The sequence below is a fragment of the Nocardia sp. NPDC052001 genome, from assembly GCF_040680615.1.
In the GTDB taxonomy this organism is placed as follows: Bacteria; Actinomycetota; Actinomycetes; order Mycobacteriales; family Mycobacteriaceae; genus Nocardia.
Genome location: NZ_JBFAXC010000004.1, coordinates 886,896 through 901,451, shown reverse-complemented (window position 1 = coordinate 901,451; position 14,556 = coordinate 886,896). Strand labels below are relative to the sequence as shown.

13 protein-coding genes are annotated in these 14,556 nt (G+C 66.7%); 9 read left to right on the top strand and 4 right to left on the bottom strand.

Going from position 1 to position 14,556, the window contains the following annotated elements; all coding sequences use genetic code 11:
• Nucleotides 1-35: 35 nt before the first annotated feature.
• The 8 genes from AB0L82_RS24235 (at nucleotide 36) to AB0L82_RS24200 (ending at nucleotide 7,574) form a co-directional block, all read left to right on the top strand.
• Entirely contained in the window at nucleotides 36-497 is a 462-nt protein-coding gene (locus tag AB0L82_RS24235; RefSeq protein WP_364640286.1) for a phage tail protein, read from the top strand.
• A gap of 126 nt (nucleotides 498-623) precedes the next feature.
• Nucleotides 624-1,808 carry a family 2 encapsulin nanocompartment cargo protein terpene cyclase gene (locus AB0L82_RS24230; protein WP_364640283.1) on the top strand — a complete coding sequence of 395 codons (1,185 nt, stop codon included), beginning with the start codon at nucleotides 624-626 and terminating at the stop codon, nucleotides 1,806-1,808.
• A gap of 77 nt (nucleotides 1,809-1,885) precedes the next feature.
• Nucleotides 1,886-3,346 (top strand): hypothetical protein, encoded by a 1,461-nt coding sequence (locus tag AB0L82_RS24225; protein WP_364640280.1) that lies wholly within the window; start codon nucleotides 1,886-1,888, stop codon nucleotides 3,344-3,346.
• Nucleotides 3,347-3,418: 72 nt separating this feature from the next.
• Complete coding sequence (locus AB0L82_RS24220; RefSeq protein WP_364640277.1) at nucleotides 3,419-4,510, top strand: hypothetical protein; 1,092 nt, start codon at nucleotides 3,419-3,421, stop codon at nucleotides 4,508-4,510.
• A gap of 146 nt (nucleotides 4,511-4,656) precedes the next feature.
• On the top strand, nucleotides 4,657-5,469 hold the full coding sequence (locus AB0L82_RS24215; protein ID WP_364640274.1) for an SAM-dependent methyltransferase: 813 nt from the start codon (nucleotides 4,657-4,659) through the stop codon (nucleotides 5,467-5,469).
• A gap of 33 nt (nucleotides 5,470-5,502) precedes the next feature.
• Nucleotides 5,503-5,988, top strand: coding sequence for a hypothetical protein (locus AB0L82_RS24210; RefSeq protein ID WP_364640271.1), 486 nt, complete (start codon nucleotides 5,503-5,505; stop codon nucleotides 5,986-5,988).
• A 15-nt stretch (nucleotides 5,989-6,003) separates the two neighbouring features.
• Nucleotides 6,004-6,741: an ATP-binding cassette domain-containing protein gene (locus AB0L82_RS24205; RefSeq protein ID WP_364640267.1), complete on the top strand. Its 738-nt coding sequence runs from the start codon at nucleotides 6,004-6,006 to the stop codon at nucleotides 6,739-6,741.
• On the top strand, nucleotides 6,738-7,574 hold the full coding sequence (locus AB0L82_RS24200) for an ABC transporter permease (RefSeq protein ID WP_364640264.1): 837 nt from the start codon (nucleotides 6,738-6,740) through the stop codon (nucleotides 7,572-7,574). Before AB0L82_RS24205 ends, AB0L82_RS24200 begins: the two co-directional genes overlap by 4 nt.
• Here the strand turns inward: AB0L82_RS24200 and AB0L82_RS24195 are convergent.
• Nucleotides 7,564-8,940 carry a cytochrome P450 gene (locus tag AB0L82_RS24195; protein WP_364640261.1) on the bottom strand — a complete coding sequence of 459 codons (1,377 nt, stop codon included), beginning with the start codon at nucleotides 8,938-8,940 and terminating at the stop codon, nucleotides 7,564-7,566. The two genes, AB0L82_RS24200 and AB0L82_RS24195, sit on opposite strands and share 11 nt — an antisense overlap.
• 238 nt (nucleotides 8,941-9,178) lie before the next feature.
• Here AB0L82_RS24195 and AB0L82_RS24190 point away from each other — a divergent pair, with 238 nt between their 5' ends.
• Nucleotides 9,179-11,275, top strand: a complete 2,097-nt coding sequence (locus tag AB0L82_RS24190) for a thioredoxin domain-containing protein (protein WP_364640258.1) — start codon at nucleotides 9,179-9,181, stop codon at nucleotides 11,273-11,275.
• Nucleotides 11,276-11,320: 45 nt separating this feature from the next.
• Here the strand turns inward: AB0L82_RS24190 and AB0L82_RS24185 are convergent, their stop codons facing one another.
• The 3 genes from AB0L82_RS24185 to AB0L82_RS24175 form a co-directional block, all read right to left on the bottom strand.
• Complete coding sequence (locus tag AB0L82_RS24185; RefSeq protein ID WP_364640255.1) at nucleotides 11,321-11,788, bottom strand: hypothetical protein; 468 nt, start codon at nucleotides 11,786-11,788, stop codon at nucleotides 11,321-11,323.
• A 248-nt stretch (nucleotides 11,789-12,036) separates the two neighbouring features.
• Nucleotides 12,037-13,626 (bottom strand): adenylate/guanylate cyclase domain-containing protein, encoded by a 1,590-nt coding sequence (locus AB0L82_RS24180; protein WP_364640252.1) that lies wholly within the window; start codon nucleotides 13,624-13,626, stop codon nucleotides 12,037-12,039.
• 169 nt (nucleotides 13,627-13,795) lie between these two features.
• Entirely contained in the window at nucleotides 13,796-14,476 is a 681-nt protein-coding gene (locus tag AB0L82_RS24175; protein WP_364640527.1) for a hemolysin III family protein, read from the bottom strand.
• Nucleotides 14,477-14,556 lie beyond the last annotated feature (80 nt).

Genomic DNA, 14,556 nt, shown 5'->3' with positions numbered 1-14,556 from the left:
ATATGCACGGATATACACACGCTGAGGAGTTCTTCATGTCGTATGTCGTGAATTTCGACTCCGTGTCGACCGTCGGCCTGGAGTCCTCACCGGTCGCGGACGCACTCGCCGGTCTGCGCGCGAACGAGGCCCGGTACTTCAAGAACAAGTACAACCACGTCTTCACCGTGGAACCCGCGGACGAGGCGCGCCCGACCGTCGACTGGGTGAGCGGGATCCTCGAGCAGGAACGCGGGATCGTCATCGCCGCGCGCCCGCTGGAGGCGACGGAGTTCGAGGTCGAGGGCATTCGCATGGCGTACGTGTTCTACCAGGACGGCCTGTCGATCAACGTCATGTACACCCTCGCCGACGCCGGAAAACGCGCGGTCGGATTCAAGCTCTCGGACGGTATGGAGATCCCCGCCGAACTCGACGCGTTCAAGTTCGCGCGCCAGAAGTCCAAGCTGGCGGGCACCATCCGCGGCTCCTACTTCGTCATCAAGAACGAGTACTGATCCCGGCGTGTCGCCAGGACCGGAATCGGTCGAACGGCTGCGCGGGCGGGTGCTCAGGTCCGATAGTCGATGCGGTCACTCTGTGCGTTGCCTGGACCTGATGATTCCGCGTGGCAGGAGAGCATGATGACAAGTCTCGACAGCGGTCCGAGCGGGCTCGGCACCCAGCTCGCCAAGCGTTTCGCGGCGGTATCGGAATCCGCCTCGATTCCGGAGTCGAAACCCGTTGTCCCCGAGCTCGATACGGCGGACCACTGTGTACCCGGCGTACCCCGCCTCGGCGAGAGCGCGTTCCGGATTCCGTTGCGGCGGTTGACCGCCGATATCGAGCCCTATCAGCTGCTGGACTGGGGTGACGGGTCCGCGCCGCCGCTGTACTGCCCGCCCGCCGCCCGCATCGACGATCGCCTCGCCGACGAGGTGGACGATCGGCTGGCTCACTGGGCGGAATCGATCGGCTTCACCCCCGAGGAGATCGGGAAACTCCGCAAGACCGGCTACGGCCGCCTGGTCATGCTGGCGCACAGCGATTCCGACGATCCCGACCGGCTGCTGGTTGCCGCGCAGATGAACACCGCCTGGTGGATGGCCGACGACTACTACGCCGACGATTCGGCCCTCGGCGCGGATCCGGTCCGCCTGCCCCAGCGCCTCACCCTCGCCATGGCCGCCCTCGACCCGCTGCCCGACGCGGGTGAGTTCAGCGAACCGCTGAACGAGGAGCTGCATACCGACCGGGTGTTGCGCGCCTTCCGTTCGGCAATCGCGCACCTGCGCCGGCACGCCACCCCCGATCAGGTGCAACGCGCCTGCTACGCAACGTTTTCCATGTTCGTGTCGTGGACCGCGTACGCCGCTTGGCGGCACACCGGTGAGCCGCCCGCCGCCTGGGAGTACCTCGCCGCCCGCCAGCACGACACCTTCTACACCTCCATGACCCTGATCGATCCGGTGGTCGGCTACGAGGTCCCGTCCAACCTGTTCTACGACGATCGGGTCCGCCGCGCCGCCTTCCAGGCGGGCACGGCCTGCGTTCTGGTGAACGACCTCTTCTCGGTGAAGAAGGACGCCGCCGACGAGAACCCCGTCTCGAATATGGTGCTGCAGATCGCCGCCGACCGCGGCTGCTCGATCGCCGCCGCCACCGAAACGGTTGTGGACCTGCACAACACCATGGTCCGCGATTTCGAGGCCGGACACCGTGCCCTGCAATCGATCCCGTCACCCGAGCTGCAGAGCTTCCTGCACGGCGTCCGCAACTGGATGGGCGGCTCGTTCGAATGGCATAACACCAACCCGCGCTATCGGTAGTCGGCCGCTGACCTCGGCGGGCGTTAGGACGACCAACGTTTCAGCCGATAGGCTCCGGGCCCGTGAGAGTTTTCTTCGTGGCTTGGATCGCATATGCCACGGCACTGCTGACCAGCAGTCGTGACCTTTTTACCCAGTCCGTGCACGAGGAGGGGGACGCGGGGACCGTCTCCATCCTGGTGCTCTCGGCAAAACATTTCGATCTGCTGGTGGGCAACTACTCCAGGGTCGGTTTTCATCATCCCGGTCCCTCATTCGTATACGTACAAGCCTTCGGCGAATGGCTTTTCCACGATCTGCTGCATTGGGTGCCGACACCCTGGAATGGGCAGGCGATCGCCATTCTGCTGCTCAATGCCGCACTGGTGGCGCTGGCATTGAGCGTCATCCACAGCTGGTATCCGTCCTGGCCGCTCATCGCCGGGATCGGCGGTGCCAGTCTGCTGTTCGTCACGGTGTACCGCGATCTGCTCAGCGGACTCTGGATGCCGTACGTGTATTTCGCGCCGTTCCTGCTGTTGCTGGTGGCGGTCACCTCGGTGGTGGCCGGGCGCACCGAACACCTGTGGGTGCTGGCCCTCGCGGGCGGATTGCTCATTCACGGGCACGCGGAGTTCCTGTTCTTCGTGCCGTTGCTCGGCGGCGCGGCGCTCTTTCTGATCTGGCGGCGCAAAGTCGAGGTCGCCAAGAGGGATTGGTGGTTGTTCGGCATAATCGCCGCGGCATTCGCCTCGACCATCGTGCTGGACGGAATCGTGCATTTCCCGGGCGAACTCGCGAAATACGCCATCTACGGCGGCGGGCACGGAATTCACGCGCCGTGGACGGCGGCCTGGTACACGGTGCAGTTCTGGGGGCCGAACCGCATCCTCGGCATCGTCATCCTGCTCGTGCTCTTCGCGCTCGTGGCGAAGTTCGCTCGCGGTGAGGAATTCCTGCGGAGCGGTCTCCGGGTCTGCGCGGCGGCCCTGCTGCTGATGGCGATATACGCGATGATCGGCATCGATCAGATCAATGAGCCGTACATCGGCTACTTCTCCTACGCCATACCGCTTTTCATGTTCGCGCTACTGCTGATCGAGCTCAACCGCCGGATCGCGGAACTCGAATTCACCGGCGCGGCCGCATTGCGTTACGCCGGTGTCGCCCTGCTGGTCATCGGGCTCGTGGTCAGCGGCCTGACCCACTCCCTGGCCAATCGCCGCCCCGGCACGGTCGGCCTCGATACCACGTTGGACGCGATGACCAAGGTCGCCGGAACCCGGCCGATCGTGCTGGAGCGCAAGCCCCACGAGGCATGGGGAGACGTCGTCTTCCTCGTGCTCGCCGGAGCGCGCAGCGGCACCCGGGTCTGCGCCGACGAGGCCAAACGCATGGAACTGCTCGTCACCGCCGAATATGTCTGCACCCCAGCCGAATTGGCCACCGGCGCGCATTTCGTGGTGACGCGCAAGGAATCGGGCCCACCCGCCGGCCAGGTCATCGGCATACTCGGCCGTACGGACACCAGCCTGAGCTGGGTATCCACGTTGGGCTGACGGCGGTGGAAGACTCGAATCTTCTTTGCCGACACCCATGTTCTGGGACGGCCGATATGCGAGACTGGCGCTGTGCAGCGCGAGCGTCGGGTTCACTTCGTGGGCAGCCTGCCCGCACAGTTGGATAGTCCGGAGCGGGCGATGGCATTCGCCGTCGATACGGCCGGTGATTTTCTCGACGGCATGGTTCCCGGCTGTGAAGCTGATCCGTATCGCGCCCAGTGGTACGTCAGGCCCATCATCGACCGGTTCGGTGAGATCCCCGCGCTGGCTCCGGTGCGCAGCGGTGATTGGTCGACGCTACGCTCCCGCGACACCTTCCGGCTGCGCCCGGGCCGATCGATGGCCGAGTCCGATATCGACGCCGCGCTCGGGTATGCGCGGGAAGCCGGACGGGCCGCGGACGCGCTGGCAGAGCTGCGCCGAACCGATCCCGGACTTCGCTTGCAGGTGGGCATCCCGACCCCGTTCGTCATCGGGTTCATCGCCTTTGAGGCGCGAATGCTGCTGTTGCGCAAAGGGTTTCCCTATTATCGCCCGATTCTCGACGCCACGGTCAGGGAGATCGTCCGCATCCAGGAGGCGATGCGGGGCAATGTCGTATTCCAGCTCGAGCTGGCGGCCGAGACACTGCTGTGCGCGGGGACGCCCGCGCCGCTGCGTCAGGGCCTGGCCACCGCGGCCGGTCGCGCGATCGCGCGCCTGGTCGCACGGGCCCCGCACGACGCCCATTTCGGAGTGCATCTCTGCTACGGCAGCCTCGATGACAAACCGGCCGTGCGACCGAGGTCGGCGGCGGCGGTCGTCACGCTGGCGAACGCCATAGCGCGCCACTGGCCCGCGGGCAGACATCTCGATTTCGTCCACCTGCCCATCGGCGACGGTAAACAGGCGCCGGTCCGGCCGCGGTATTATGCCCCGTTGGCGCGCCTCGAATTACCTTCCACCACAACGGTTATCGCCGGACTCGCGCATGCGGCGCAACCGCTCGCGCAGGCCCGGCAGGCATTGGCGGCGGCGGAGTCGGCCTACGGCGGCCGGTTGGATGTCGCGGCCCCTTGCGGTCTGGGCCGATACGCGACCGTCGACCGGGCGCGGTCCGCGGTCGCGCATGCGGTCGCATTGGCGCAAACGGATCCGAGCCCGGTTCGCGACGACGGTTGAGGTACGTACCGGTCGACCTGTTGGACGATCGGATCGTGTTGTGCCGGAGCGCGGTACGCCGATGACTCGTTCGGGTGCGCATCCCGGCGACAGCAGATCTCCGGAGTGGCCTACACCCGGGGTGGTGGTCGGCTACGGTTACATCTGTGGCCGAAGGTACCGAGAGGCCTGCGTCGGAGCTCAGGCGGAAACCGGATTCGCTCGACCCCAATGAGCTGAGCTCCGCCCGGGTGTATGACTACTTGCTGGGCGGGAAGGACAACTACGAGACCGACCGCAAGTTGGCCGGTCGGATGCTCGCTGAAGTGCCCGAACTCGGGGCTTTGGTGTTGTTCACCCGAGGTTTTCTGATCAAAGCGGTCCAGCTGGCCGCCGAGGCGGGCATTCGTCAGTTCCTCGATCTCGGCTCGGGGATTCCGATCTCGCCCAGCGTGCACGAGGCGGCTCGGGAGATCCAGCCGACGGCGCAGGTGGTGTACGTCGACTACGACCCCGTCGTGGTCACCCACTGCGACGCACTGCTCGCCGGACCTCCCGGAACCACCGCGCTGCTCGGCGATATTCGTTGTCCCGGTGACATTCTCGATGAGATCGCCGAGCGCGATCTGCTCGACTTCGATGAGCCGGTAGCCCTGCTGTTCTCCGGTGTGCTGCATTACGTGATGGACGACGAGCGCCCCGCCGAGGTCGTCGCCGCCTTTCGTGATCGGGTGGCATCGGGTAGTTATCTGGCGATCAGTCACGGTTCCAGCGATTCGTCCCCGGAGATACTCCAGGTGCTCGCCGGCACCGCCAACACCTCGGCCCAGGTCGCCTTCCGGTCCACGGCCGAGACGGAGTCGTATCTGGCCGGCTTCGAGTTGTTCGAACCCGGTGTGGTGCCGGTACAGCAGTGGCTCCGCCCCGACCTGCCGGAGACGGGGATGGTCATACTCGGCGCCATCGGCCGCAAACCCTGAGGAAGTCGCCAAGCCGATCAAAAGGATGAAGAGATGAAGTCCTTGAATGTTGTCGCCGGTGCCGTGTCGTCGATCATGACGGTCGCCGCCGTCACGACCGGCGCCTCGATTGTCAGTGCCCCCGTCGCCTCCGCCGCACCCGGTGCGTTCCTACTCACCAAAGACGTTCCCACCCTTGATGATCTCCACGATCAGGTCGTATTCCTGATCGAGACGCCCGGCGTCTCCGACGAGGCCAAGGCGGCCAATATGGAAGGCGGGATGGGCGCGGTCCCGGTCGCGGACGCCCTCTTCAACACCGGCATGTTCCGGGCTCCGTACGGATCCAATGAGATCAGCGGTCCGGAAACCCATGACGGCAATGTGCACACGGCGATGCTGCGCACCAGGTCGGTGGGGCGCCCGGATATCACCGCGCGGGTGGTCTGGAAGCGTATCGACGGGGTGTGGAAGCTCTCCAACAGCTCCGTGTGCGAGGGCATCAAGGCCGTGGGCCTGTCGATGTCCTGCGATTTCTGACCGGCTCCGAGCACCGTGATCGATATTCGTGACCTCACCCTGGGCTATCCGGGCGTGACCGTCCTCGAAGTCCCCGAACTGAGCGTGGCGGACGGGGCGATCACCTACCTGATCGGTCTCAACGGCACCGGCAAGACCACACTGTTGCGGTCCCTCTGCGGCCTCATCGCGCCCGCCGCCGGGACCATCCGCGTCGATGACACCGTGGTCCGAGCCCATCGGACCACGCCCGCGACGCTCGGAATGCACCTGGACTACCGGGCTTTCGACCCACGCCATACCGCGCGCAGGCATCTGCGCTGGATCGCTCGTGCCCGCGGCATACCGGTCGGCCGGGTCGGCGAGGTGCTCGAGATCGTCGATCTGGTCGGCGTCGCCGACCGCCGGCTCGGGCACTATTCGCTCGGCATGCTGCAACGCGTCGGCATCGCCGCCGCATTGCTCGGTGCGCCTCGGACCCTGCTGCTCGACGAACCACTGAACGGCCTCGACATCGCGGGCATCCGCTGGATTCGTGAACTGCTGCGCGACCTCGCCGATGCCGGGACCTGCGTCCTGGTTGCCTCACACCTGCTCGACGAGGTCGAGCGCAATGCCGATCACATCGTCATCCTCGGCAATCGGGGGGTGCTGGCCGACCGGCCTTTCGCCCACCTCATGAGCACACTGGAGCCCGGCGAGACCGGCCTCGAAGACGCCTACGTGCGCATCGCCGGGGTACCCGGCCGCCTCGCGTCGGGCGCGGCCTCATGAGCGGCCCCGGTGCGGCCACCCTCGTCTACCGCGGCGTCGCCGCCGAATGGACCCGCACCACCGGACGCGGATTCCTGTGGACCGTCGCCGTCCCGCTGACCTTCGTGCTGCCGCTGGCAGTTACGTTCGGCATCGCCGCTGTCGCAGAACGACTCGCGACCCTGCCCGGACAGCGTTTCGTGGCCCCGGTCTCCACCGTCAACTCCGTGTACTGGGTGATGACCTTTTCCGTATCGGTCATGATGGTCACCGCCGCCTACGCCCACGGCACCCAAAGGCGTGGCAGGACAAGCGATCTCGGCACCTTCCTGTTCCCCCGGCTCTGGACGGTCGCATTGGCCCGGTGGATCTACTACGGCGCGATCGCGGCGATATCCACCCTTGTGCTACTCGTTGTCGTGATGGTCACGCTGCCCCATCAGTTCCCCGAACTCTATGGGGCCGTTGACATTACCGATTCGGCCGGTATCCGATTCCTCTGGACGGTCCCGGTCTACGCGTTCGCCGCGTGCGGGGTGGGCATCGCGGTGGGGTCGCTGATCCGCGCTCCGTCCGCGGCCGTCGCCGTGCTGCTGTTCTGGGTGTACGTGGCCGAGAGCGCGATGAATCTGCTTCCGCACGGATTCACCGTGCAGGCCTACGCCCCATTCCTCAACGCCGTCGCCGCGACCGGTCAGCAGGTCGCGTTCCAGCCCCGCTTCGGACGCAATGGATCGCTGCTCTACTTCATCCTGGTCGCCGTCACCCTCTTCATCGCGGCGGTCGTGCTGCCCATCCTGATTCGCCGCGTATCCGGTCTTCGCAGGACGACGGTCACCCGAATCAAGCAGTAGCCGAGCGAATCTCGAGCGGAAGTCTGCCCATGCCGGGGATCGGCCCCATGGCACGCGGCAGCTTCCCGGTTTCCACCGGCCCGAACTCCCACCGCGACAGCAGACTCTGCAGGGTCGTCTGCAAGACCACCCATGCGAAATTTCTGCCGACACACATCTGATTGCCCATGCTGAACGGAACGAAGCTCCGGCATTTCGGCCCGGATCTCGACGGCGACCACCGGTCCGGATCGAAGGTGTGCGGGTCGGGGAAGATATGCGGATCGCGGTGAATCGCGGCGATGCTGTAGCCGATATCGGTCCCGGCGGGAAACTCGAAACCATCGAGCTCGACCGTGGTGACACTGCGCCTGGTCTGCAGCAGTGGCGAATGGATTCGGGTGACTTCGTTCAGGAAGCGGTTCAGGTATTCGAGCTGATCGAGTTTTCGAGGGTCGAGGTCGCCCGCGTCGAGGATCTCGTTCCGCAATCTCGACGCCACCTCGGGACGCCGGGACAACTCGTACAGCGACCAGGTCAGCGTGGCGGTCAAGGCGTCGATGCCGCCGAAGAGTACCGTCACGGCCTGCTCAGCCAGGAGCTTGTCACTGCGGTGTGCGCCATCCGGCGCATACAGCAGGATGTCGAGCAGATCGTTGCGGCGCTCACCGCCGGTCCGGCGCGCGACGAGCAGGTCCCGGCAGTAGTCCCGCAGTCGTGTTCCGGCCGACAGGAATTTGCGGTTCACCGGTAGCGGCATGCTCGCCAGTCGCTTCGGCAGCACACTGCCCACGATTGCACCCGCGCCTATGTCCCCGATCAGACCCGAGATGAAGCGCAGCTCCCCGGGCTCCGGTTCATGCGAGAACATCGAACCGAGCAGATCGGTGATCACCAAATCCAGTAGTGCGGAACGGATTTCGACGATCTGTCCCGGCTGCCACGAACTCGCCAGTGCGTCCGCGTTGCGCTGCACGGTCGGCGTGTGGCCTTCCAGCTCCGGTCGATGGAACGCCGGTTGCACCAGACGGCGAAGGTCCCTGTGCTGCTGACCATCCGCGACAATCAGCGATTCCTCGAAGATGAGGCGGATGCGTTCGAAGAGGAGCCCGCGCTCATAGGCGTCGGAGTTCTCCACCAGCACCCGATGCAGCAGTTCGAAATCGGTGATGACATAGACGACCCGGCTGCCGATATCGACCCGCGCGATTTTCCCGGTCGCGGCCAGATCCACCATGAACTGGACCGGATCCCGCCACAGTCGCCAACCGTGCCCGAGCACCGGCACCCGTCCGGGTCCGCGCGGGACGTCACGAAGATCCGCCGCGCGTCGTAGGTTCCGGCGGGGTCGGCTCGTGCCGAATAGCGCGTTCTTCGCCGTCTGCACAGGGACTCCTGCGGGAGTAGGTGACAACAACCGAGCTCGATCACCGAGGCATGTCGTCCAGCTACCCCCTACGGTAGTCGCGATCACGAACCGACCGCCGCCTTTTGCCGAAACGCCAACGACCCGAACGCCATTCATTCCGAGGGCCACAGCCGATGTCTCGGCCGCTGCGGGCGCACTACGCTTCATATCGACCGAGCGTGTTGTCTGCGAGTTCGACCGAGGAAGGTTGACGGGTGTGAATCGATTGGCTGGAGCGACCTCGCCCTACCTGCGCCAACACGCCGGCAATCCGGTGGACTGGCGCGAATGGGACGCCGATGCGCTCGCGGAGGCCGCCGCCCGCGATGTTCCCATCCTGCTCTCCATCGGGTACGCCAGCTGCCATTGGTGTCATGTCATGGCGCACGAGTCGTTCGAGGACGCGGAGACCGCGGCGCTGATGAACGCGAATTTCGTGTGTATCAAGGTGGATCGGGAGGAGCGGCCCGATCTGGACGCGGTGTACATGAATGCCACCGTTGCCATGACCGGGCAGGGCGGGTGGCCGATGACGTGCTTCCTGACGCCCGAGGGGGAGCCGTTCTATTGCGGGACGTATTACCCGAAGACGCCCCGGCACGGGATGCCCTCGTTCACGCAGGTGCTGACCGCGCTCACCGAGACCTGGGTGAATCGCCGGGATGAGGTGGATCAGGCGGCGGCGCAGGTGGGGGAGGCGTTGCGGCAGCAGGCCGCCGGATTGCCGGACAGCACGGTGCGGATCGGCCCGGAACTGCTCGATCACGCGGTCACGGCCGTGTTGAAGGATGTGGATAACCAGCACGGGGGGTTCGGCGGCGCACCGAAGTTCCCGCCGTCGGCGCTGTTGGAGGGGCTGCTGCGGGACTATGAGCGGACCGGGAACGACGCTGTGCGGCAGGTGGTTTCGTTCACCGCCGAGGCCATGGCCCGGGGTGGGATCTATGACCAGTTGCGCGGGGGATTCGCGCGGTATTCGGTGGACGCGGCCTGGGTGGTGCCGCATTTCGAGAAGATGCTGTACGACAACGCGCAGCTGTTGCGGGTCTACTCGCATCTCGCGCGGCGGGCGCAGGACGGGCAGGACGCGCCCTGGCGGGATCCGCTGGCGGAGCCGGACGCGTCGGAACCCTTGGCGCTCAGGGTGACTCGCGAGACGGTGAACTTCCTGCTGGAGGATCTCGGTACCGAGCAGGGCGGGTTCGCTTCGGCGCTGGACGCGGATACGTATCTGGAGGAAGGGCAGCCCGGGGTCGAGGGAGCCACGTATGTATGGACTCCGGCGGAGCTGAACGGGGTGCTCGGCGCGATCGACGGGGCCTGGGTCGCAGAGCTTTTCGGCGTCACCACGGCGGGAACGTTCGAGCACGGGACTTCGGTGCTCACCCGATACACCGATCCCGACGCCTCGGATTACGAACGCTTCGAACGCATTCGGGGCGTATTGAGCGATGCCCGCGGCCGCCGCCCGCAACCCGAACGCGATGACAAGGTGGTCACCGCCTGGAACGGCATGGCGATCACCGCGCTCGCGGAAGCCGGTGCGGCACACTTGAATCCGGTGTGGATCGCCGCCGCCGAGCGGTGCGCGCGCTTCCTGCTCGATACACACGTGCGGGACGGGCGCCCCTGCCGTGCCTCACTCGGCGGTGTCGCCGGGGCTGCGCCCGGCGTGCTGGAGGATTACGCCTGGCTCGCACTGGGATTGCTCACCCTGCACCAGACCAGCAGCGGTGATTGGCTGGAACAGGCGCATCGCGTACTCGATGCGGCCATCACGCACTTCGCCGATCCGGAAACGCCCGGCAGCTGGTTCGACACCGCCGATGACGCCGAAACCCTGGTGACCCGGCCCCGCGATCCGATCGACGGCGCAACCCCTTCCGGCACTTCGGTTCTCGCGGACGCACTGCTCACCGCCGCCGCGCTCAGCACACCGGAGCAGGCGATCCGCTACCGCGAGCTCGCCGACCAGACCCTGGCGCGCGGTGCGGTGCTGCTCGCCAAAGCCCCACGCTCGGCGGGACATTGGCTCGCGGTCGTCGAAGCCGCGCTGCGCGGTCCCATCCAGGTGGCCGTCTCGGCGGGTGACGCGGACCTGGACGGCTGGGCCGCCTGCCTGCTCACCGCCGCCCGCGTAGCGGCCCCCGGCGGCTCGGTCATCATTTCCGGAGAACAGGATTCACAACCGCTGCTCGCCGATCGCCCGCCGGTGAACGACCTGTCCGCCGCCTACGTCTGCCGCGGCTCGGTCTGCGATCTCCCGGTCACCACGGTGGCGGAGGTGCGCGCCGCACTCACACCCCCGGCCTGATCCGACGCGCCTCGCCTGCCGTCACACCGCTTGTGCGGCAGGCGATTACGCGTGGCGGCGGAGTTGTGCACCCGCGCGCACCATGGCGGGCACCGCGACCAGCACCGCGACGATGTGCACGGCGCGGAGCACCCCGATCGCGATGTTTCCGGCGCTCCACTCGATCGCCACGTGTCCGGTGAACACCGCGCCGATCGGTTCGGCGACCAGTGACGCCAGGCCGACCGTGCCCAGTCCGATGATGAGAGCCATTCGCGCCCAGGGGACTCCGGCGACCATGCGGACGGCGGCGGTCAGCACGGCCAGGTAGATGGCGCTGCGAATGAGCAGCCCATAGACCAGTCCGCCCGCAGTGGTATCCGGATCCGCGAGCGCGATGCCCGCGCGCAGCACCGTCTCACCGACCCCGGCCAGCAGCGCGATGACAATGGCCCGGAAGGCCAGCGAGAGCAGCGGGGCACGTACGGGTTCCGGAGCGGTGGGGAAGCGATGCGAAGCACTGACTTCGGTCATGCTCCCAGCGTGATCCTGCGCACCCCGCCCGCGAATCCCCCACAGGTACCGATCCGCGTAGTCCCCGAGTAGTACGAAACCCTGGTCAGCTCATCCGGGATGCCCGTGGGCAGTGATCGGCGGCCCCACCCCGCAGTGTGGCGCGCTCATATTCCATTGCCCCGCCACAGGCGCGGACCTACAGTTCCGGGCGTGTTTATCTCGAGATTCTCGCAGCGCTCCGACTATGCCGCGAATGCCGTGCATGACTAGTGATCGTTTGCCAGGTCGGCGGTCGCGACCGGGGGTGCGACCTGCTCCGGCTCGACCCGCGGGACGGTGCCGTTGCGGTGGCCTGACGTGCGGACCGGAACGTCGGTCCACCCTGGAGTGGGCTCCTTGCGGCCGCGGAGGTGGAGGGTGTCGTGCAGCACCCACTTGCTGCGCTCGAACTCGGCGGCGGCGTCGATGACGGCCTGACTGGCCAGGATGCGGCGGGGGGTTTGTTTGGCCTCGGTGGTGAGGCGGGCCGCCTCGTTGACGGCATCGCCGATCACGGTGAATTCCAGGCGGGTGTCCGCGCCGACATCGCCGGCGAAGACCATGCCGCGTGCGACGCCGATGCCGATATCGAGTTCGCCGGCGGCGGTGACCTCATCGCGGATGCGGCGGGCCGCCCGCAGGGCCGGGGTGGCGTTATCGTCCAGGGCGATGGGTGCGCCGAAAATGCACAGGGCCGCATCGCCTTCGAACTTGTTGACCAGGCCGTGGTTCTCCTCGGTGGCGGCGACCACGATGGACAGCAGCCGGTTCAGCTTGGTGACGAAATCGTGCGGGGCGAGTTCGGTTGCCAGGGCCACGGATCCGGTGACATCGACGAAAAGCGCTGTCACCACGCGGGTGTCGCCGTTCAGGTCGGTGACGCCGGTGGTGTCGCCGGTGCCGGAGAGCGCCCGTTCGGCGACCTCGGTGCCGACGTGGCGGCCGAAAACCGTCAACATGCGTTCGCGCTCAGCGAGATTCGCGGCGAGCTCGTTCACCGAATGTTCGAGCCGCCCGATCTCGCTGGTGCTGCCGATCGGCACCCGCACGTCGAGTTCGCCGCGCGCGATGCGATCCAGGGCGTCCCGCAGCGTATGCATGGGGGTGGCGACCGCGCGCGACAGCGCCGCCGTCGCCACCGATCCGGCCGAAAGCCCCACCACCGCAAGATATATGGCGGTGCGAATGCGGTCGGTGTACTCCGGCGTCGGATCGGCCAGCACGGTGATCATCATGAGCAGCGGCACCGCGCCCACCACCGCGAAGGTGACCAGCACCCGCATCAGCACGGTGGAACTCCAGTGCGCGGTATCGTCCAGCACCTCCGCGACCACCGGAATGGTTGGGCGGATCAGCCGGTCCACGATCAGATAGGTGATGGCCGCCGATTCCAGCGCGCCGAGCGTGAACATGGACAGCACGACCGCGAAATTGCGCGGTGCGGTGGCGTGCGCGAACAGCGCCGCCGCGATGATCACGCCCGGAATCCAGATGGCCAGCGCCCGCACCGTAATGCCCATGGGCAGTTGCAGCAGCCGCCGCGCCTCGGATTCGGTCGGCGCGCGCCGCTGATCCAGCCAGCCGAAATAGTGCGTCCGGTCGCGCACCGCGAGCACGATGCCGATGGCCGCGCCGATGGTCGGATAGATGGACACCTGCACGAAGGTGCTCAGCCAATCCGAGCCGAGCCGGCCGAAGAAGCCGCTGAGCCAGAGTTCGATGGTGATCACCGCGAGGCCGCTGAGGTTGCACGCCATGACCACGGCCGACAATCCCCATCGCGCGCGCAGCGCCCACAGGATGACCCTGCTGATCACGTCGCCAGAGGCGTCGCCGAGGCGACGGCCGTGTCGGGTGTGCGGGTGGGTGTCATCGCGGTGGCATGCCTAGGGTGTCGTCCGGCTATTGCTCAGGACTTTAGAGATCTTTCGCCCTGGATGGCACCTTTGTGAGTAATTGCTCCGCGAGTAACCGCTCGTGTCCCGCTCAGCGAAGCAGCACCAGCCAGACCGCGATGTAGTGGCAGAGCGCGGCGATCACCGTTGCGGCATGGAAGAACTCGTGATGGCCGAACACCTCCGGCCACGGGTCCGGCCAGCGCGCGGCGTAGAGGATGCCGCCGACGCTGTACGCGATCCCGCCCGCGAGCAGCAGCAGGACCGGAGCCCAGCCCACATTCGAGATGAGCGTCCCCGCGACCGGCACGATGGCCCAGCCCAGCAGCAGATACAGCGGCACCCCGACCCAGCGGGGAGCGGTGGGCCACAACATCTTCAGCGCCACCCCCGCCAGCGCGCCGATCCAGACGACGGTCAGCAGAATGGTTCCGGCCCTGCCGCGCACCCCGAGCAGTGCGAACGGGGTGTACGAGCCCGCGATGAAAAGGAAGATCATCGAGTGATCGGCCCGCTTCATCCACATGCGGGCGCGCGCGGTGCGCCAGTTCACCCGGTGATAGGTGGCGCTGATGCCGAAGACGCCGCAGACGGTCAGCCCGTAGACGGCCGTCGACCACACCGCGGTCGCGGAAACGGTCGTGGCGACGCTCACCAGCACGATCACCGCGATGGCGGCAATGCCGACCGCCCAGGCGTGAATCCACCCCCGCATGCGCGGCTTGATAAGCGCGAGCTCTTCCCGGACGGTGTCGAGCGTCTTGTCCACCAGTCCGGCCTCCCGGTCGCTACCGCCGGAAGCCTCCGCCACCGGGGCGGATGGTTGCACAGTGTCGGACACGAAGTTACCTC